Here is a 19677-nt window from a genome sequence, read left to right on the forward strand (position 1 = left end):
GCGGACCCGATGCGGCCTCGTCAACCGGCCGAGATCAGTATGGAGGACTACGCGGGTTTCTTGCCGCCTTCCCGAAGGAAGTCACTCGTGCCCCCTGCCTCGGAGTGGTGGCCCTGGAGGAACCACCGGGTCCACCTCCTCCGGTCACGCGACGCCAACGCCCCGGTTCGGATACTCGTCGTCCACGGCGCGGGAGCCCATGCTGCGGCGCTCTGGCCTGTTGCATCCCTCTTGGCTGGCCGAAGCGTCGATCTGACTGCTGTGGACCTGCCACTCTACGGCCGCACGGTGACAACATCGCGCGGAACAGTGACCTACGAGGACTGGATCGACTTACTGGTCGACCTCATTTCAGCTGACGACGACGGCCGTCCCGTCGTCCTCCTCGGGGCCAGCATCGGTGGCTTGCTCACGGTGGAGGCAGCGGCCCGTTCACGCCGCGTCGCGGCCGTGGTCGCTACTTGCCTGCTCGACCCACGCGAGAGGCGCGCCCGGTCAGTGATGACGCGGCTCGGCTCTTTCGCGCTGGCTTTCATGCCACTGCTCAAGCTGGTCCGCGGGCCGATCGCCAGGTTGCCCGTCAAGGTCTCCTGGATCGCCGATCTCAGGAGAATGGGGCGCGACCCCAAGCTGGGGCGGCTCTGCGCGAAAGATGCACGCGGAGGCGGCGCGTGGGTCCCTCTCGGGTTCCTCGCCAGCTATATGCAGCATGCACATTCCGAGGCCCGCACAGCACTCTTCCCGGTCCACCTGATGCACCCCGAGCTAGACAAGTGGACCCCAGTGGAACTCAGCGAGGGCACTCTGCGAACCTTGCCCGGCCCCACCACCAGCCAACTGCTGCGTGGGTGCGGCCACTTCCCCCTCGAAGATCCCGGTTTGCAGGATCTCCTGACCGGCCTCGAAAAGGTGGCAGCCGACGCAGGGTCAAGCATCGCGGGGTCGCCAAACTGACGGTGCAAGCGCTGCGGAGCCGGCACGCCGCCGTCGACCGCTCCAACGCTCTTGCCATCGGTGTTCTGACTGGAACGGAGAGGACGACGGCGGCGCGCACCCGCGTGCGTGCCGCCGTCGTCCGCGGGAAACCATTGCCCGGTCTCCTCGGGCGGCGGTACGCTCTTCGTCCCGGCCATGCCCCTGGAAGGATCGATGATGAAAGTCCTGGCTGCAGTCTCGCTGACAGAGCTGATCCTCCAGCTCATCGGAGCGCGGAAAGCCATCCGGGACGGGATCCCTTACGACGCCCCCATTGGCCGGGGCAGACCCGAGGACGTGGCGCGCGACATGTGGGCCACCGGCAGCGGACTGTCAGCGCCGTGGCATACGCTGGCTGCCCACGCGGCAGGGACCGCTTTGCTGATCGCCAGGCCGCGGCCGTGGGTCAGGCGGGCGGTCGGCTTGCTGGGCGTCCTCTACATCCTGGGCATCTCGTGGGAGCGGATCACGCGGGAGTCGTTCCGGCACCCGGACCGGGAGACCACCCCGCTGATCGCTTCAGGGCTTGTGCTGTCCGTTGCCATGGCACTGCTTGGGCTTGGACGGAAGCGGCGGTAGCCGTCCTTTCGGCCACCCTTACTGGGGATTAGGTCCTGTCTCTTTCAAAGGTCGTGTGGACAAATTTCAGTACCCGCGAGCCCAGGCGTTCCTTTTCCGAAGGCGGGCTCGTCCTCACTTCCGGCCCAGATAGCGCCGCCGCCAGGGCAGGGCATCACCTCGAACGCCAGGCCCTCATGCTCGGCCCGCAGGTGGTGTCCGTCATCCTCCACCACTTCCCAGCCCGCCGCAGGCAGCGCTGCACGATAATGCTGCAGCACATCCACGTCTTCTGAGATCACTAACCAGCGGACACAACCGCCCACACCACTTACGCCGCCACCGCTGAAAAGGCCGATGTGTTCGATGGAATCGAACGCCCGCTGGGACTCGCGGTCTGCGCTGGCCATGGGCTCAGCCGTTCCCTCGGTCACGCACTGCGGAGAGGAGTCGTACTTCCCGACCTTTTGCGCCAGGGCCAACGGGGTGACAGCGAGCATCACAAGCAGCATAACTACCGGGATGGCCACGGCCGTCAGCCGCATCCACAGCCGTGGCGAGAGGACCAAACCGACCACGGCAACCACAGCGACCACACCGAGCGCCATTCCGGAGGGACCGGCCGTCAACCCCCAGGTGAGCGCCTCAAGCGCGGTATCGGTGACATTGCCGTATACGGACATGAAGCCCTGGTGGACCAGTACAGCCAGCAGGGCCAGTCCTGCCTCGACGGCGAGCAGTACCACAACAGAGACAGCTCGGCCGGTCATGGGCATGGCTTATTGTAGGGTCCGCCTGACCACCTGTACATGGGTCGACGACTCGCGGGAGCGCGATCATCCCCCGATCAGATCCGCTCAGGCAAGGCGGGCGCCGTCGAGCAACTCGACGGTGAGCAGGTCACCGGTGGTGGTGCCGGGGAGGGCATGAACAGCGAATACGAGTGTCCCGGACCCTTCAGTCCTTGCCTCTGCGGGGACGGCGTATTCGGTAACCTCGGCCCACTGCTCGACGCGGGAACCCAAAGCCTCGGTCAGCGGCACGCCGTTGAGGCTGATCCGCTGTCCGCCTCCGGTGTCTGGCCGCATCCTCACCCGGACAATGGCAGCTCTGCCGCCGGAATCCTTGAGCACATAGGAGAACCAGCCCGTCGCGTTGCGCCAGTGCACTCCGTCCTGACCGCCGCCGCGGGTGGCAACGCCCGCGAAGAAGTGGTCGGACTCCGGCTGCTGCTCACCCGCGGCCACGGCGTCGATGACGCCGCCCCTCGTGCCCGCTGCCGCATCAATTGCGGCAAGCTCCGCCGTCCGCACCTCGGCGGATGCACCCGTGGGCCAGTACACGGTGTAGCGCTCGTCGTGGATCCCGGCAAACGGCTCGAGCTTGAGCTGAACGGTTGCGCCGTTCCGGACGGCAGTCAGTTCCGCGGTGATGGCCGCCCGGTTGGACAGTTCGACGGCGGCCGCCGGGTCCGCGGAAACCACCACCGGTGTGCCGGCCAGGGGATCCAGGGGACCGGATGCAACGTGGCCCATGCGATCGTCCGGTGCCTCCACGGCTTCCACGCCGGCCGTTCCCTCCCGGGCGGCGAGGACCACGGGCCCGTAGAGAAAGGAAACCCAAGGAGAACCGTCAGGCAAGCCTTCGGCCGTGATCTCGGCCTGCAGGCGGACGATGACCGTGGTGGTTCCCTCCCACACGCGATGGACAGAGGCGGTGTTTCGGCTCACCGCCTGCGGCCGCCCGCCGCCGGCCCGATGGACACTGATCTCCATCGCGGTCGCCCATTCCGGGCGGCGGAGCTGCAGCGTGAAGTCTGTTGGATTGTCCGTTGTGACGGTCAGCTGGACGGTGTCCGAGTACGGGAAATCTGTCTCCATCCGGACCTTCACGCCTCTGTCGGCCCAGTTGAGTTCCGAGGCGATGTAAAGGTTCACTGCCAGGTCGTCGCCATTCTGGCTGTAGATCAGCTCGCCATAGCGGGCGTGGTTTTCCAGGCCGGAGCCCACGCAGCACCACATGGATTCATGGACGGTGGAGTACACGCGGTAGTGGGACGGACGCATCGGCGTGAAGTACACGAACCCGCCGCGCTCCGGGTGCTGGGAGGAGAGGATGTGGTTGTAGGTGGCGCGCTCGTAGAACGCCATCGCTGAGGGATCGCCGGACCGCTCGAAGCGCAGCTTGGCGAGCTTGAGCATGTTGTAGGTGTTGCAGGTCTCCGGCCCCTCGATGTCGAGCATCATGGGCGTGAAATCGCGGGACGGGTGGAAGTGCTCCCGGACGCTGTTGCCCCCGATCGACACCGTGCGCTCACGGGTGACGGTCTGCCAGAAGTAGTCGGAAGCCTTGAGGTGCTCCTGGCTGCCCGTGGCCTGTGCGTACCGTTCGTATCCCATCACCTTGGGTATCTGCGTGTTGGCGTGGAGCCCGTCCAGCCGGTCAAGGCCTGCAGCAAGGGGTTCTAAGATGGCGCGGTGCGAAAAACGGCGGGCCTCGCGCAGGTAGTCATCCCGCCCTGTCAGCCCGGCCAGGGATGTCAGGGTGTCGTTCATTCCGCCGAACTCAGTGACCAGGACATCCTCGAACGCATCATCGTCCAGGCCGGCGGAAACCGTGAGCCACCAGTCCGCCAGGCGGGTGAGCATGTGCAGGGCGGATTCGGCCCCGGCGTACGTGTAGGCATCCAGGAGCCCGGCAAAGGTCTTGTGGAGGCTGTAAAGCGGGACCCAGCGTCCGTTAAGCGTGAAAACATCAGCATCAATTTCTCCGGCCCGGAGCTCTTCGCCGAGGCGGCGGCCGCCGGGAACCCCGCCCAGGTACCCGGTGCCCGCCGCGTTCTGGCACTCTTCGAACACATCCAGGACGTACTGCAGCCGCCCAAGCAAACGGGCATCGCCCGTTGCCGCAAACAATTGCGCACAGGCCGAGACGTAGTGCCCGCCGATGTGTCCTGCCAAGCCGTCCGATTCCCACCCGCCGTACGCCGCCGCCGTCGTCGGAAGTCCTGCTTCCCTGCGGTAGGGAGCACAGAGGCGGTCAGCATCCAGTGCCAGCACATAACGGATGCTGGTGTCCTGCGCGTTCTTGAAGTCGCTGGCCAGCAGCCGGACGCTGTTCAAGGCAAAGGACGACGGCGGCGCGGTGGTTTCCGCGGTGGCGGTGGTGGGGTGCATGGGAAGTGCGGCTTTCTTGGCTTGGGTCTGTGGAGAACGGGATGGCGTGATTCTTAGCCCTTGACGGCCCCCGCCACGAGGCCCCGCACGTAGTAGCGCTGGACGGCTGCGTAGAGGATGAGGCAGGGGAGCATGAGCAACACCGCGCCTGCGATCACGTAACCGTAATTCACCGTTCCGAAGGCTCCGGAGGCGACGTTCTCCACCGCGACGGGCAGGGTGAAGAGCTCCTGCCTGGTCAGGAAAGTCAGTGCTCCCAGGAAGTCTCCCCAGGCGCCGAGGAACGCGAAGAGGAATACGGTCACGGCCCCGGGGACAATCATGGGCCTCAGCACGGAGAACAGAATCCGGAGGGGACCCGCGCCGTCGATCCGTGCCGCTTCCACAACCTCTGCCGGGATCTGGGCGAATGAGTTCCTCATCAGGAAGACGCCGAAGGGCAAGTTGAAGGTGAGGTGGAAGACGATGATGCCAGCCAGGGAGTCTGTCAGGCCCAGGGCGTTCATCTCCAGGAAGAGCGGAGTGAGGATGGCCTGGAAGGGGACCATCATGGTCAGCAGGATCAGCGCGAACGCCACGTTCGATCCCCGGAACGGGTAGTTGACCAAGGCGTAGGCGGCAAGGGTGGTGATGACCACGCTCAACACTGCGGAGCCCAGCGCAATGGTCAGGCTGTTCCAGATGTAGGAGCCGGCGCCGATGTTGTTGATCAGGCCGACGTAGTTCTCGAAGGACAGGTCAGTGAACGATTGCCCCGCCGCCGGGCCTGCAATCTGGGCGCCGGGTTGAAGTGAACGGAGGACGGACCAGAGAACCGGGGCAACGAAGAGTATCGATACGACGGTGCCAATCACCGCGTACAGCGCCGTCCTGATCCGTGCCGACGCAGGTGCTTTCTTGGCATGTGGGGCGTTGGGGGGAGTGCCGGGCAGCCGCGTAGTAACCGGCGGCGGCGCTTGGGTGGAAGTTGTCACGAAATCTCCTTTGATCGGACTCGGACGAAGAGTTTGTGCTGGTCAGTCCTCGCGCATGACGCGGAACTGGATGAGGGTGAGGCCTGCTGCGATGACGACGACGACAAACGACAGGGCGGTTGCGTAACCCACCTGCAGGTCGCCGAAGGCCTTGTTGTAGACGTAGAGCATGGTGGTGAGGGTGCCGGTTCCCGGGCCACCGCCCGTGATGATGAAGAACTGGGTGAAGGCGAGGATGGCGCCGATGAAGCCCATCACCGTCAGCAGCCCGAGGTACCGCTTGAGCAGCGGAACGGTGACCAGGAATTCCTGCTTCCACCGTCCGGCGCCGTCTATCTGGGCGGATTCGTAGAGTTCCTCCGGGATGCTTTGCATGCCGGACATCAGGATGATCATGGTAAAGCCGGCGCCCACATAGGTGCCCAGGAGGACTATCAGCACGGTGGCGCTCTTACCGTCCAGGAGCCAGGCCGTGGGCGCCGAGGTGATGCCAAGGTTGAGAAGCAGTTGGTCGAGCGCGCCGCTGTCCGGCCGGAACTCCAGGATGGCCACGAAGCTTAATGAGGTGATGCCGATGACGTAGGGCAGGAACACCGCAGTGCGGATGAGCCCGGCACCCCGGCGGTTGGAGCGGACCAGCATGGCGAGCAAGTAGCCGACGGCGATCCCTAAGGCCGTGGAGATGACGGCAAAACCCAGCGTGTAGAGGATGGACCCCCAGAAGACGGTGTCGGCGAAGGCGGTTACGTAGTTTTCGACGCCGTTGAACTCCACTTCGCCGACGAGCGGCCAGTTGGTCAGGGAGATGACCACGGCAAAGATCAACGGAACGATGACGAAAACAGCTACGAGGAGCACGGCCGGGGCGAGCATAAACATCCCGGTGTACGCATCACGGCGCGATGCGCGCCGGGGTGCCTTCTTCCCGGTCTTCCCGGTCTGGAGTTGGGTCTGGTATGGGGTTGCGGTTGTCATGCCTGATTCACCTTCAGAACTCGGGCAGTCTCTTCATGCGCCCGCTGAAGTACGTCGTCGAGGGCGTTCTGGCTGAAGACTGCTTCGCGGAACATCGCAAGCCAGGGTGACTGCACGGTGTTGGTGAGCTGTGTGTAGAGCGTGGTGGGAGCGGCGAAGCCTTCGTTCATGCGCTCCATGCCCGGGACCATCAGGGGGAATTTCTCGGCGAAGCCGGTCTTAAGGATGTCGCTGCGGACCGGGTACCAGCCCAAGGCGGCCAGTTCGGACTGCTGTTCAAGCTCACCCACGAAGCGGATGAAATCCCAGGCGGCCCCCGGATTCGCGGCGCCCCGGGGAATGGACAGCACCGCTCCGCCGGAAAATTGCGAAACGTTTCCGTCAGGGCCAGGGAAGGCGCTGACGCCTAGCTTGTCCAGGAACTCCGGTGTGGCGCCGCCTACCACCAGGTCGTAGGACCCCGGAAAGAGCCCCACAGTTCCTTTGAGGAAGTCCTGCCCCCACGCCGCACCGGAGTCCGCCTCTGCCCCTGGCTGGGCGAATCCTTCCGTGTAGAAGCTGCGGTAAAGCTCCAGCGTCCTGCGGAGCGGCTCGTTGCCCAGCACCGCCGCCTCCTGGTGGCCCAGCGGCCCCTTGTAGAACGGGCTCTGGTCGGCCCAGAAATGCGGTTGGATGACGTAGCCAAGGATGCCGGCGGAGTTGCCGGTGAAGGTCACTCCGGAAACCCCGTTGATGGACTGAAGCGCCGCGGCGTGCTCGAGGTATTCCGCGTAGTTGCTGGGGCCCTTTTCCGGGTTCAGCCCTGCCTTCTCGTAGAGCTCTTTGTTCCAGAACAGTTGCGAGACGTTGGAAAGGGCCGGGAGCCCGTAGATTTTTCCGTTGAAGGAGGCCACGTCAAGGAGCGGCTTGTTCAGGTACTCCGCGTAGGGGAGCTCGTTGATCAGCGGCGTGAGGTCCGTTAAGGCGTCCCGGGTACTGAAAACGGGAGTCGTGACGGAGTCAGGGGCTACGACGTCCGGCACAGAACCGCCCCGGATCGCGGTGGCGAGCTTTGTTGTCATCTGGCCCTCCGGCAGGACGGTGAGCTCGATCCTCACTGCCTGCTGGGCCCGGTGGTATTTGTCCACGATGAGCTGGGCGGGCTTGAAGGCCGTGGCCCGGCACCAGAAACGGATGGTGCCGGACGGGTTCTTCCCGAAGTTCGCTGCAGCCACATTTGTTTCCGGCAGGACAGCCGAGCATCCTGAGAGGCCGAACGTCGCTGCCACGGCTGCGGCTCCGAGCGTCAGTGCGGAGCGGCGGCTGAAGTCCCGGCTGCCGCCGTCGGGGGAATTTTGGGCGCGGCGGAGGCCGGCCGGTGGGGAGTGCATCATTGGTCCCTTGTGGTCGTTGACGTTGGTGGGGCTGGATGGATGTTAGGTGGAATCGCGGACGATGAGCTGGCACGGCTGGGCTTCCACGCCGGTCCTGCTGTTTCCGCCGATGGCTTCAAGGACGCGGGCCCCTGCGGCGCGGCCCAGTTCCTCAAGGTTCATGTCGATGGTTGTCAGGGATGGCCTGCAGTTCATGGCCGCTGCTGCCCAGTTGTCGAAGCCGATGATCGCGACGTCATGCGGCACCAGAATGTTTGCCTCGCGGAGTCCGTCAGCCACACCGCGGGCGATTTCGTCACTGCCGCAGAGAACGATGTCCACAGGTTCCACCCGCTGGCGCAGCATCTGGGCGGCTTGCCTGCCCCAGGCCTCGTTCCAGTTTCCGTAGAGGGGACGGTCGCCCGACAGGGTGAGCCCGAAGGCTCCGGCATGTTCCTGTACGGCCTCGGCGCGGATGCGGGCCGAGTAGTCCTGGCGTGGCCCCGCTACGTAGGCGATGTTCTGATGGCCCAAGTTGGCTGCATGTTCAAGTGCAAGGAGTATGCCCTGCACTTGGTCAACCACCACGGACATGTCTTCGGGGTCGGAAGAATGTCCCATGACATAGACGATCGGGACCGATGTCGGGGGCAGAGGGGCGCGCGGGCCGGTGAGATTAGTCATGACCACGATTGCATCGACATTGCGGGAGGCCAGGGTCTCCACGCAGTGGCGCTCGCGGACCAGATCGCCCCGTGAGTTGCTAATAAGCACCGATGCCTGCTCCGGGCCGAACGAATCCTCCAGCCCGTACATAAAGGGAATGCTGAAGCGTCCGATGTCGTCCGACGTCACCAGGCCGATGGTGAGGACGTCGTTGTGGTTGCCTTCCGCAGCAGGGGCCTCGAAACCGAGTTCCCGAGCGGCAGCCAGGACGCGGTCCCGGGTATCTTCACGAAGCTGGCCCCGTTTGTTGAGCGCCTTGGACACCGTGCCTATGGAAACACCGGAGGCGTTGGCGACGTCGGCCATGGTGACCCTGCGGGACGTGAAGCTCACGGATCCTCCTGGAAGTGATGAGATGTGCAACACGTTCAGAATAGGTTGCGGAAACTTTTCCTGTCAATAGGAAACATTTCTGGGAACTCTTTTCCGGGCCGAACATTTCGGGATGTCCCGGCGAAAATCATGGCAGCGGGCTGTATAGGCTGGATGGATGCCCTCCGGTCCGCTAAGAATTGTTGTCCTCCTCTTTCCCAGAGTCACCCAGTTGGATTTCACCGGGCCGGCTCAGGTTTTCTCCAAGTTCCCGGATACCGAAGTCCACCTCGCGTGGCACGATCTGGATCCCGTCATCACTGACGCCGGCTGGTGCATCGTGCCGACGACGACCCTTGAAGATTGCCCCCAGGCTGACGTCCTCTTTGTTCCCGGAGGCGCCGGGGCGTTCGACATGTTCGACGACCCCAAGGCCCTCGAGTTTCTACGCGTACAAGCACGGAGTGCCCGCTGGATCACGTCCGTCTGCACAGGATCATTCACCCTCGCCGCAGCGGGTCTCCTCACCGGCTACCGCGCCACCAGCCATTGGGCGTCCCTTCAGATGCTCGAACACTTCGGCATCGAACCGACGTCTGAACGGGTTGTCCGAGACAGAAACCGGATCACAGGTGCCGGCGTCACCTCAGGGATCGATTTTGCCTTCACGCTGGCAGCTGAGCTCTTTGGTGACGACGAAGCCCGGAAGATTCAGCTGGCCATCGAGTACGACCCGGACCCCCCTTTCGACCACGGCTCGCCCAGTAAGGCAGACCCCAAGACCGTCAGAAGGATCATCGCCGCCACGGAGAACCTCCGTATGGCGACCGTTCTAGCGTCGGCTCATTCCCTGGCGGCCTCGCAGCCCTCTTCGTAGCCGGAGCCGCACCGCGCCCGAACCAGATTTTCCTGCTGGTGCGACACACTTGGTCGGATGGATCCACCTGTGAAGTGGTCCACCCGGACCTGATCCGGTTCGTTCAACGCCGGGCCCACCCGGATCATGCCGAAGACGTGGTTGCCGACGCTTTCCTTGTTGTCTGGCGCCGCCTCGATGAGGCGTGGAAGACTTCGACTATGGGCATCGATCCGTGGTGGACAAAACTGAAGCCATCAACGCAGGAGTGGCTGATCGAGAACAACGGCGACCTGGTGCCGGCTGACATGGTGGCCGAGATCGCCAGCGTCGGGGGACCGGCCAGCGTCGATCCATGGTGGGATGACCGGGCCGGAGAACCGGGCCACTACTTCCCCGACGAAGGCATCGACTGGGTCGAGGCGGTCGCAAATGAGGAGAATCCGGGCTAGAACCACAGTGCCCGCTGCAGCCATGGGAGGTGGCCTTGAACGGAGTGCCGGGCCTGAGCGGACCGCACTGGCGCCGGGTCATGGCGGCGCTCGCGAACCGGGATGCGCGCACCGCTTATGCACAGATTGTGCTCGGTGAAGAGGTCCTCCCCGGCGTGAAGGAGCAGCGGCGCACCAGGGCCATCGCGGTCCTGCTGGAAGCCGGCCTGGCTGAATGGACCGGGAGCAAGGGACTGGAAGCGTCGGATGCGGTCTTCCGAGAGCTCCTGACCCAGCAGCCGAAGCGCCAGCCGAAGACAGGGGTGGACCGCTTCCTGCGCCTCGGCCGGATCGACAGGTACCCCGCGTCCCCGGCGGACCGGCGCGAGCTCCTGGGCTGGATCGTCGCGCAGGCGATCCAGCCGGGGGAGGATCTTAGCGAGCGGCAGGTCAACGAACGGCTGCTGAACTATGCCGACGATGTGGTGCTGCTGCGCCGCTACCTGGTCGACTTCGGATTGCTGGAGAGGACAGCGTCGGGTTCCTCGTACCGCCGGCCATCCGGCGAATCCACGTCTTAGAAACAGCCGCGTGCGAGAATGACGCCATGACCCACGACCATCACGAACCTGCTGCGATGGAACCACAAGCCGCCTCCGACTCGGCATTCGAAGCCGCCTACCAGGCCGCCCAAAAGAGCCTGGCGGAAGGCGGCATCCCCATCGGAGCAGCGCTCGCCCGGGACGGCCTGGTCATTGCCAGCGGACACAACGAACGGGTCCAAAACGCCGACCCGATCGCGCACGGGGAGATGTCCGCGCTCCGCGCCGCCGGCCGGCAGAAGAATTACCGGGACACCACGCTGTACACCACCCTCGCCCCGTGTGCCATGTGCGCCGGGACCATCATTCAATTCAAGATCCCCCGCGTGGTGGTGGGGGAGGCGCGTACGTTCGACGGCGAACTTGGGCTTCTGCGGTCACGCGGGGTTGAGGTGGTGGTCCTGGATGATCCGCGGTGCGTGGACATGATGCGCACTTTCAAGTCCGAGAACCCGGACCTGTGGGCGGAGGACATCGCGGAGTAGGAGGGCAGGCGGCACTCCTGCCGCCCACCACCCCTCCCGCTGGCTGCGATTCCCCGGCACGGAAGGAACGACGACGGCGGGAGGCATTCCCGCCGTCGTCGTTCCTGGGGGCCGTGCCCTCGATCGGATCGAACCGCAATAGTTGGGTGTGAGGTTGAGTCGATGGGCGAGGCTTGATGCGAAGGGGGAACCGTGATCGCAGTTCTGAACCAAGTCCTCGGTTACATCGAGGAGCACCTCACGGAGGAGATCGACGTCGCCGGCCTGACCAGCGGCCTCGGCACGACGGAGTATCACGTCCGCCGGATGTTCTCGTCACTGGCCGGCATGCCGCTGTCGGAGTACATTCGGCGGCGGCGCATGACGGTCGCCGCGGCCGATGTCCTTGGAGGCAGCGATCTGTTGGGGACTGCGGTGCGCTTCGGCTATGGCTCCACCGAAGCATTCAACCGGGCTTTCCGTGCGGTACATGGCGTCAGCCCTGCGGACGTGCGCCGGGACGGTGGCCCCCTTCGGACACAATCACAGCTCAGGTTCCGCCTGACGATCGAAGGAAACACCACCATGGATACCCGCATCGCAGATCAACCGGCCTTCCGGCTCGTCGGCCACACGGCCCGCGTGCCGCTCATTCACGAAGGCCCCAACCCGCACATCCAGGCGCACATCGCCTCGCTGCCTGAAGCGGAGCACCTGCGCCTCAAGGCGCTGAGCAACACCGAGCCCGCCGGACTGTTGCAGGTGAGCGCCGACGTCGACCCCGACTACACCGAGGGGAGCGAACTGACCTATTTGCACGGCGTTGCTGTCAGCGAAGGAACGCCGGTGCCGGAGGACCTAGACGCGATCGACGTCCCGGCCGGCACCTGGGCGGTGTTCCGCACCACCGGACCCTATCCGGCGGCCCTCCAGTCCACGTGGGCGGCGACGGCCGCTGACTGGTTCCCCTCCAACCCCTGGCGGCTGAGGCCCGGCCCGTCGGTCGTTGCCATTCTCGACCGCGCCGCCGACTTCAGCACCGCAACCACCGAGTTGTGGCTGCCCGTGGAACGCGCCTAACGGCGACTGCGCTGCACGGCAGTGGAGCTAAGCGTGCCCGGGTCGATAAGGCCGCCCGCTACCTGGGCCGAGGGAAGTCACTGGCCGCGTTCTCCAAGAAGGGCGCCAAGGCCACGGCCGATTGCCTGGGCGTGTCACTCCGGGCATCGTGGTGGGCAAGGTGGTCTCCGCCGGCCAGAAGTTCATTCAGTCCTGGGAAGACCTCAGCATTGATATGCAAAAGCACCGGGACCCCGATCAACTGGAACCGAAAAAGGCCTCGCGGGGTTGGTTCCCAGACGTCCGGACTATTCCGGGCTGATTGGTAGCCATTGGATTAAAGGGGGGCAGACGGGGCGGCTACCAACCAAAAGACCCCGCCTGCTCCCGGTCTATGAGCGACGCAGGTACTGCTTGATGTCCGTGAGGTCGTGGCCCACGTCCCACAGCGCGTTCGCTATATACGCATGGGCGTTCCCCAGGATCGCGGGGCTGTCCTTGAAGCGGGCCAGTCCGGCGTTGCAGTTGCGGCAGAGCAGACGCACTTTCCCGGTGACGTGGCAGTGGTCGAGCAGGAGACGCTCGCATGTATCCGCCTCCGCTGTGCGGCAGATGGCGCACTCGTGGTCCTACGCAGTGGCCATGGCTTCGTAGGTGGATGTCGATGCCGTACTTGCTGAGGTTGTAGTGGAGATTCACCACCGGCTGGCACGTGCCGCAGTGCCTCCTGCGGCTCCCGTTCCCAGCGACGAACTCCGTCGAGGGGTAGAACTCCTTACATCTGGGGCACACCTCCATCACGCACCTGCCTCGGGGGAAGTCACGGTCGTCCCGGTGTGTGTCCGAACCGCTCCCGCGCAGTTCGAGCGGACGTGCCAAGTGCGGCACCGATAGCCTCCCAGGAGTCTCCGTTCGCGCGGGCTGCGCTGACGGCGGCGTCGAGCTCGGCCTCGGCCTTCGCGGCAGCTGTCCGGGCAGCGGTGATCCGGCGGAAGTCCGCGGCGTCCCTATCAACGTGAGGCGCCGGGCTCAGGCGAAGAAGCGTGCCACCCACCCGCAGCGGCACGGCCAGGTGCTCGACGTGCAGGACGTAACCTTCATCGGGCTCGCGCTGTACGTAGACGGTGAGGACGACTTTTCCCTCGCTGTCATCAAAGTCCACTTTCCCGTAGCTCTCCCTCGGGCCAAGAGGCCATGGGCGCGGCGTCAACCGCTCTCCAGTTTCGTACGGTGTTGGCTCGTACACGGGCTCTCCGACCCGGAAGCCGGGGGTTTGCGCTTCGCGAGGGGTCATACTGACCGTTCTCCTTCAAGTTGTCTTGCCACAGCACCCCGATGCGTAGTGGCCGCAGCAAGGGCTCTGAGATGGACGATACTGCTTCATATTCGATTTCCCCCATCCGCTTTGATCACTTGATGTTCGAAGCGGCAAGCGGGCAGCGCTCTAGTACAGATACCAGTACAAGTGACTGCGGGTTGAAGCGCACGAGTACCCGGTACTCGATTCTCCAGCCAAGAGGTAAACGACCATGCAACCGAACAAACGCAGGGAGACACGACGTAGTCCATGGGTGCTTGACCCCCGGGCTACATGCGTGATTTCGAGCAGTCCACAGTTGGGGTCAATCCGGGTTATCCACGGCTGGAATCGGGAGCCATTGCGGGAGCTCCCTAAGCAGCAGTAGCGGTGGATAACCCATCAGGATTGTCCCTGACTGTGGGCAGCGGAACATGTCCAAACGGTCTCTGGACAATGGCGAAACACACTTTTGCACACCTGCCAACCCGCCCACCTGCGGAAGCTCATGACCGGGGCAGGCTCTCAGGTTTGGGTCTGAGACTGTTCGCTGGGCATCTGCAGGAACTGTCTTCCGGACCCTATTCTGACGCTCTTTTCCTTGCTCCCTGACGACAGGTTGGGGTGTACCCGAACCTGGCTAAGTAGGAGAGATTGAGCCGGGTGATGCTTTGACCGAACCAGGTCTTCGATCACTCCATGCGCCAATCACCAGGCCGTCATCGAGCACCTCAATCGCTCATCGATTCTGATCCCGTTCCTGCGAAGATTTCGAAGCGACATGTTGTGAAGGCATTCTAAATTTCTCGGCAGGTCGTGTATTCATGGGGTTCTGGTATCCGAAAAAAAGGCAGTTGAGACTGGTGTGCGTTTCCCTAATGAAAGCAAAGCCAAATCGCGGGCAACTGCTTCCTTGCCTCCGTACGATTTACGCGGCCATCACCCTTCGGATTCCTTCGATACTTCGCGGCCTGGAAAACCTCCTGACCGTCGGGAGAAGAGACCGTTTGGCCCAGATGTCCATCGCGTGATTCGCATGAATGGAGAACTGTTCAGGATCCGAGATAACCAGACCATCTGCAAGCGACAGACTGTAGCAGTCGAAGGCTCCTGGCATTTGTCTGGCTGGCAACGGACGAATACCGTGATCGTGCCGAACGAGCCGATAGGAGGTAAGAAACGTCATTCGCATAGCTCAAGGCCGCATCAAATGCCGCGCGTTGGTCGAGATCGTCTTGGCCGAGGAGGCCAAAAATAATTAGAGAACCGCCGGTCCGGCTCTCGCTCGCTAGATTGACTCTGAAAAACTCCCAAGTACCACGTGCCCCTCGTCCCCCAAAAAGGGCATGTGGTTTGATGTAGACGACTTATCGGACATGAGGTCGAAAATGTCCTTTATTTGACGATCTTGCCGTTGGCTGTCCAATGTTTTTCCTCCATTAAGCGCACTAGCACCGAATTTTAGACTTCAGAACCTTCATCAGGTTCCGCCCAGTCGAGCGCGGCCACGAGGTGGCCCTCGTTTGGCAGGGCTTGCTGTTCAGCGATAGGAAGCTTGTCGTAGGTGTAGGCGGCAACAGCCATAGGCGAGGTGGAGCGGCCGAGGCTGTAGCGGACGCTGCGGTCGTTCTTCGTTCCACAGATGAGGATGCCGACGGTTTCGTTGTGGAAGTCGCGGCGGAGTACGTCGTCGACGAGGGCAACGTAGAAGTTGAGTTTCCCCGCGTATTCGGGCTGGAACTTACCCGTTTTGAGTTCGATGACGACGTAGCGGGATTGTTCAATGTGGAAAAACACGAGATCTACGTAGAAGTCGTCTCCGTCAACGTCGAAGTGCACTTGGCGGCCGACGAAGGAGAAACCGGGACCCAGTTCACGGAGGGTCTCCGTGATTCTGCTGGTAAGGGCATTCTCGAGGTCGCGTTCCGCGACTTCTCCGGAGAGGCCGAGGAATTCAAAGTTGTAGGGATCCTTGGCGACCTGCTGCGCAAGTTCCGAGTCTGGTCCAACAAGCCGTTGGACCAAGTTTGAGGGCGCCGCCCCGGTGCGCTCCAGGGCCTTGTTCATGATCATGTTCAGCAGGACGTTGCGGGACCACCCGTATTCAATGGCCGCTGAAGCGTACCAGGATCGGTCCTCCAGGGTGTCGAGTTTATCAAGCAGCACCGTGATGTGACCCCAAGGCAATTGTCCAACAGCCTGTTGGACAATTGATTCCGGCCAAGCCGCGGCGAATCCGCGCATGTAGAACAGGTTGGACCGAGAGAGGCCCTTCATCTCAGGGAATTCCGCCCGAAGATCATCGGCCAGCCGGCTCATGACCTTACTCCCCCATTCCTCGATCTCTTGGCGTTCCAAAATGGTTTTCCCGATGGACCAGTACAGCTCAATGAGCTGGGTGTTCACGGTGCGAAGTGCCTGTATACGGGCTGCCCGGACACGGTTCTTAAGCTCGCCGAGGAGATCGGTGTAGCCGTTGGGGAGGGCAAGGTCACGGGCGTCAGTCATGGTTTCGATCCTATCGATGGCCACGGACATGGCACGGCGGGTCCCCTTGCCGTTGGGTTACCGGCTGCGGCCGCCTTTACCTCGTTCTGCCCCCATGGCTGCCCCCATGGCTGCGCCGCTGCGGGTCTTTCTGGCCTTGGCGGCGCCATAACCCGGGGTGATGGCTGCGATGGGGTGTGTCCCCTCGCTTCGGGCCGCGGCTAGGCGGCCGCGAATCTGGTTTTCGTTGGCGCCGGAAATTGGCCGGGGATCCCGCGAATTTCTCGTGGTGCTCAGCGGAGCCGTAGTCGGCCGCCGACGTGGTCTCTGCTTTGAGGCCCTGGTCTTTGAGCCGGCTGCTGTCGTTGCCGGTGACGCGGTTCTCGATCTCGCGGCCGAGTCCTTCCATGCGGGTGAAGAGGTCCTTCTCGGCGCGTTCGTACCGCTGTTCCAGTGACATCCGCTCGGAGCCTTTGAAACCGCCCTCGGCCAGGAGCTTGGCCTCGTGCATCTCCTTGGCCGCCTTCACGAAGGCGGGATCCGCGAAGTGCGAGTCACCTGTGCTTGGAGTTCTTCTGCGCGGGCCGCTGCGAGCAGCTGCATGGCCTTCTCGTGTTCGGCGGCTGCTTTGCGCGTCTCTTCCTGGCCGCGGGCCAGGGCGGCCTGCCGGGCTTTCTCGGTGGTGATGGTCTGGATCCCTGACTCCAGGTAGGCGGAGTCAGCGCCGACGTCGTGTGTGTCGCTGCCGTAGCGCGTGTCCTCTGCAGGGGGCGCCATGTCAATGAAACTCACTTACGAGATCTGCCGTTTGACCTGCTCGAGCTCTTCTTTGAGCAGGTCTACGGTGGCGCGGTATTTTTCAAAGGCAGCAGCTCGGCGCCGAGCCACGGCGTAACTGACGACGGCGGCGACAACGGCGAGCGGGAACGCCAGCAGCAGGGCCCAGCCGGACACGGCCAGGAGGTCCAGCGCTATGGGGAGCGCCTGCTTGAATGCCAGGAACTCGTTGACGCCACCGACCACGCCGTTCAACGCGGAATCCAAGGGGCCCAGATACTGGCCCACGATTGGTGTCCCGGAGAACGAGGGGACGGTCAGCGGCGGTTCCCCTCCTTCGGACCAGCGAGAATCACGGAAATGGTTCAGGACATAGATGCCGGCACCCGCGTTGAGGGCTGCGAACAGCAGGACGGAACCAAGCGCAGTCCAATGAAGCCTGCGGGGACGCCAGAGGCCAGCCACAAGCGCGAAGACGGCGGCGGCAATCCACGGAATGATGCGGAGTTCGTCGCGGCCCAAGCCGCCCAATAGATCCAATGAATTCCCCGCCCCTTACAGCCGGAGCCAGGCGTGCCCCGGTCCCAAGCGAGCCTATCCCAGACGCCCTTGCTCGGCGGGCCAGGACGAAAGCGGCTCGCTGCGGCCGGGAGCCTGTTCTGCGCTTGCACTGTCTAGTCTGTCTTTGCCGACAGGCTGCGACAACTCAGGTTTCCGGCGTGTTTCCGTTCGAGGATTGAGTGTCAGCGTCAGCTTGGGGCGTCATGAGGTAACGCAAATCCATTCTTCGCTTGAGGACCGAAACCTTCGGCGTTGGAAATCCTGCTTCCCGTAGTTCATGTGCTTTCCATTCTGCACGGATGGCCCTTTTGAAGGAGTCGATATAACGTCGGCGAGCCTGATACAGCGACTGCTCCGCCTGGTGCATTGCCTTGAAGGTGGCCTGCACATCGGTGGCCAGTTCGAGCTGTTGCTCGATATCGACGTGTTCAGCCTGGCGGCGGCGCTGTAAGGTCTGGCGGAGGTACTCCAGTGGGTCTTGCCTGGTCATGACTTATGGTAGCGACGGCCGGTGGCCCCGGCCAGACTATGCGGAAATGGACTGCGTCCACCACCGACCTGGAGCGGCTGCGGTTAGCTCATTTGCGGGGCAGGACACCGCCCGTTAGCGGAGCGGCTGCCGTTCGCCGACGCTGACGGAACCATCGGGCGTGACGTAGTTCCGCCGTCGTCGTTCAATTCTTTCCTGCTGGCCAGGCGAGGGAATCCTGGCGCTCTTGGCACGGTTGCACCGCGCGCAGGCAGCGACAAAATTCTGCAGGCTGGTGGATCCGCCCTTGGACCACGGGTAGAAGTGGTCGCCGTGCTCGGCAGGCCGTGAACATCGGCGCCGGAACCCCGCCTCCATCTCGCACTGGCCGCCAGCCCGGGCCATGCCCTCACGCCGCTGCTGCCTGCTGAAGCGCCGAGCAAGGTCACGGCGCCGGACGTCGCGGGCATTAGTCACGGCGGCAACGACTGTGAGGACCACGACGAACACGGCCGGGAGCATGACTGTGGCTGCGACGCCGTCGAAGAGGCCGCGCACAACACCGATTCCGGAGGACGGTCCCGACACGATGTCCCCACCCGCCTTTGGAATGACTGCCGAGACAAAAGTGAGGAACAACCAAATGGTCACCGCCAATAACGCGCCGCGAAGTGCCATCCGGCTCCAATAGATTCGCTTCAGTTCAACCATCGCGTCGTCCCCTCACAACCATGGAATGCCGACGAAGCGAGTGCCCGACGGTGAGACAGATCGTACCGCCCTGGCACGGCGATGGACGCCTAGGCCTGCCAACAGTCAGGCCGCACCCCCACAGGCTAAAGCGTTTCGGGAATCGGGCGTCCCGGGAAGAGCGTCGCGTACTGTTTCCGGTACATCCTGCGTCCGATGAGACGGTAGGCAAGGCGTACCGGTGCGGGGATTTCCTTGAACAGTTCCTTCCGGTCTGCCGGTGGGTTGGTAGCCAGCACCATCCCGAGGTATCCCACCAGGAACTTGTTGCTGACCTGGTTGCTCCCGTGCTCCGCGGCTGCCTTCATCTCCTCCTGGGTCATCACCCTGTCGACGGCGGGCATCACCTCAGTGACCTCCCGGCGCAGGTGCACGTTGAGGACAGTCGACAGATCCTCGTAGAGCCCGGCGAGTTCCTCGCCTGCCTCGGCGTCCGCCGTTTCCATCCAGCGAAGACGCAACGGCTCGATGACCTCGAGCCGTTGTGTGACCTGCCGGTGCTGGGCAAGCATCTGCTCTACGTGCAGAGCGCACGCCGGCGCCCGTTCGGCCAGTTGCGGGTACATGAGCAGGTCTTCGCTCTCATGGTGGATGTGGAGCAACTTGTCGAAGTTCCCCAGCACCTCGCCAACGTAGGCGGCGCGGGCCGTGTCGCCGGGCGCGGCGGAACGCACGAGGCCGGGCGCTTCGTCGTATGCCCACAAGAAGACGCGGTGAATGCGCCGCATGCCTGCCGTTCCGGTGCAGAGCACCGGCCCGGGCGGCACGGGAGCCGCGATCTCGCCGGGATTCATGGTGAAGAAGTCGGTCATTTGGGGGCCCCTTACGGTCGTTATCCGGCACCAAGACCTCTCCCCGGCAGCATGGTATCGCCTG

General features: G+C 63.6%; 22 protein-coding genes. 7 read left to right on the forward strand and 15 right to left on the reverse strand.

The window, feature by feature from the left end:
- Nucleotides 1-87 precede the first annotated feature (87 nt).
- Nucleotides 88-954, forward strand: a complete 867-nt coding sequence (locus ACLKOZ_RS01530) for an alpha/beta hydrolase (protein WP_436472370.1) — start codon at nt 88-90, stop codon at nt 952-954.
- Nucleotides 955-1131: 177 nt separating this feature from the next.
- Nucleotides 1132-1554, forward strand: coding sequence for a hypothetical protein (locus ACLKOZ_RS01535; RefSeq protein WP_436472371.1), 423 nt, complete (start codon nt 1132-1134; stop codon nt 1552-1554).
- Nucleotides 1555-1598: 44 nt separating this feature from the next.
- On the opposite strand, the gene ACLKOZ_RS01540 is transcribed toward ACLKOZ_RS01535, so the two are convergent.
- From ACLKOZ_RS01540 to ACLKOZ_RS01565, 6 genes are all read right to left on the reverse strand, one after another.
- On the reverse strand, nt 1599-2303 hold the full coding sequence (locus tag ACLKOZ_RS01540; RefSeq protein ID WP_436472372.1) for a hypothetical protein: 705 nt from the start codon (nt 2301-2303) through the stop codon (nt 1599-1601).
- A gap of 87 nt (nt 2304-2390) precedes the next feature.
- A complete protein-coding gene (locus tag ACLKOZ_RS01545) occupies nt 2391-4709 on the reverse strand; it encodes a beta-L-arabinofuranosidase domain-containing protein (protein ID WP_436472373.1) in 2319 nt (772 codons plus the stop codon).
- Nucleotides 4710-4762: 53 nt separating this feature from the next.
- Nucleotides 4763-5683 (reverse strand): carbohydrate ABC transporter permease, encoded by a 921-nt coding sequence (locus tag ACLKOZ_RS01550; protein ID WP_436472374.1) that lies wholly within the window; start codon nt 5681-5683, stop codon nt 4763-4765.
- Between the two features lie 42 nt (nt 5684-5725).
- Nucleotides 5726-6658, reverse strand: coding sequence for a carbohydrate ABC transporter permease (locus ACLKOZ_RS01555; RefSeq protein ID WP_436472375.1), 933 nt, complete (start codon nt 6656-6658; stop codon nt 5726-5728).
- On the reverse strand, nt 6655-8028 hold the full coding sequence (locus tag ACLKOZ_RS01560) for an ABC transporter substrate-binding protein (protein ID WP_436472376.1): 1374 nt from the start codon (nt 8026-8028) through the stop codon (nt 6655-6657). Before ACLKOZ_RS01560 ends, ACLKOZ_RS01555 begins: the two co-directional genes overlap by 4 nt.
- A gap of 45 nt (nt 8029-8073) precedes the next feature.
- On the reverse strand, nt 8074-9069 hold the full coding sequence (locus ACLKOZ_RS01565; protein ID WP_436472377.1) for a LacI family DNA-binding transcriptional regulator: 996 nt from the start codon (nt 9067-9069) through the stop codon (nt 8074-8076).
- Nucleotides 9070-9226: 157 nt separating this feature from the next.
- On the opposite strand from ACLKOZ_RS01565, the gene ACLKOZ_RS01570 reads away from it, so the two are divergent.
- The 5 genes from ACLKOZ_RS01570 (at nt 9227) to ACLKOZ_RS01590 (ending at nt 12481) form a co-directional block, all read left to right on the forward strand.
- Entirely contained in the window at nt 9227-9925 is a 699-nt protein-coding gene (locus ACLKOZ_RS01570) for a DJ-1/PfpI family protein (protein ID WP_436472378.1), read from the forward strand.
- Nucleotides 9926-9999: 74 nt separating this feature from the next.
- On the forward strand, nt 10000-10356 hold the full coding sequence (locus ACLKOZ_RS01575; RefSeq protein ID WP_436472379.1) for an RNA polymerase sigma factor: 357 nt from the start codon (nt 10000-10002) through the stop codon (nt 10354-10356).
- A gap of 44 nt (nt 10357-10400) precedes the next feature.
- Nucleotides 10401-10916 (forward strand): DUF2087 domain-containing protein, encoded by a 516-nt coding sequence (locus ACLKOZ_RS01580; RefSeq protein WP_436472470.1) that lies wholly within the window; start codon nt 10401-10403, stop codon nt 10914-10916.
- A gap of 26 nt (nt 10917-10942) precedes the next feature.
- Entirely contained in the window at nt 10943-11422 is a 480-nt protein-coding gene (locus ACLKOZ_RS01585) for a nucleoside deaminase (protein WP_436472380.1), read from the forward strand.
- Nucleotides 11423-11614: 192 nt separating this feature from the next.
- Nucleotides 11615-12481, forward strand: coding sequence for an AraC family transcriptional regulator (locus ACLKOZ_RS01590; protein ID WP_436472381.1), 867 nt, complete (start codon nt 11615-11617; stop codon nt 12479-12481).
- A gap of 371 nt (nt 12482-12852) precedes the next feature.
- Here the strand turns inward: ACLKOZ_RS01590 and ACLKOZ_RS01595 are convergent, their stop codons facing one another.
- From ACLKOZ_RS01595 to ACLKOZ_RS01635, 9 genes are all read right to left on the reverse strand, one after another.
- Nucleotides 12853-13074, reverse strand: a complete 222-nt coding sequence (locus ACLKOZ_RS01595) for an endonuclease domain-containing protein (RefSeq protein ID WP_337350423.1) — start codon at nt 13072-13074, stop codon at nt 12853-12855.
- Between the two features lie 206 nt (nt 13075-13280).
- A complete protein-coding gene (locus tag ACLKOZ_RS01600; protein ID WP_436472382.1) occupies nt 13281-13754 on the reverse strand; it encodes a hypothetical protein in 474 nt (157 codons plus the stop codon).
- A gap of 1464 nt (nt 13755-15218) precedes the next feature.
- Nucleotides 15219-16265, reverse strand: a complete 1047-nt coding sequence (locus tag ACLKOZ_RS01605) for a PDDEXK nuclease domain-containing protein (protein WP_436472383.1) — start codon at nt 16263-16265, stop codon at nt 15219-15221.
- A 76-nt stretch (nt 16266-16341) separates the two neighbouring features.
- Entirely contained in the window at nt 16342-16773 is a 432-nt protein-coding gene (locus ACLKOZ_RS01610) for a hypothetical protein (protein WP_337350159.1), read from the reverse strand.
- On the reverse strand, nt 16770-17021 hold the full coding sequence (locus ACLKOZ_RS01615) for a hypothetical protein (RefSeq protein WP_337350158.1): 252 nt from the start codon (nt 17019-17021) through the stop codon (nt 16770-16772). Before ACLKOZ_RS01615 ends, ACLKOZ_RS01610 begins: the two co-directional genes overlap by 4 nt.
- A 15-nt stretch (nt 17022-17036) precedes the next feature.
- The gene (locus tag ACLKOZ_RS01620; protein ID WP_337350157.1) at nt 17037-17561 is read right to left on the reverse strand and encodes a hypothetical protein; all 525 of its coding nucleotides are present in this window, start codon (nt 17559-17561) and stop codon (nt 17037-17039) included.
- Nucleotides 17562-17727: 166 nt separating this feature from the next.
- Nucleotides 17728-18072, reverse strand: coding sequence for a hypothetical protein (locus tag ACLKOZ_RS01625; RefSeq protein ID WP_337350156.1), 345 nt, complete (start codon nt 18070-18072; stop codon nt 17728-17730).
- 114 nt (nt 18073-18186) lie between these two features.
- Nucleotides 18187-18762, reverse strand: a complete 576-nt coding sequence (locus tag ACLKOZ_RS01630) for an HNH endonuclease (protein WP_436472384.1) — start codon at nt 18760-18762, stop codon at nt 18187-18189.
- A gap of 125 nt (nt 18763-18887) precedes the next feature.
- Complete coding sequence (locus ACLKOZ_RS01635) at nt 18888-19613, reverse strand: hemerythrin domain-containing protein (RefSeq protein WP_337350154.1); 726 nt, start codon at nt 19611-19613, stop codon at nt 18888-18890.
- Between the last annotated feature and the right edge of the window lie 64 nt (nt 19614-19677).

The sequence above is a fragment of the Arthrobacter sp. R4 genome (assembly GCF_051365025.1).
Taxonomy (GTDB): Bacteria; Actinomycetota; Actinomycetes; order Actinomycetales; family Micrococcaceae; genus Arthrobacter.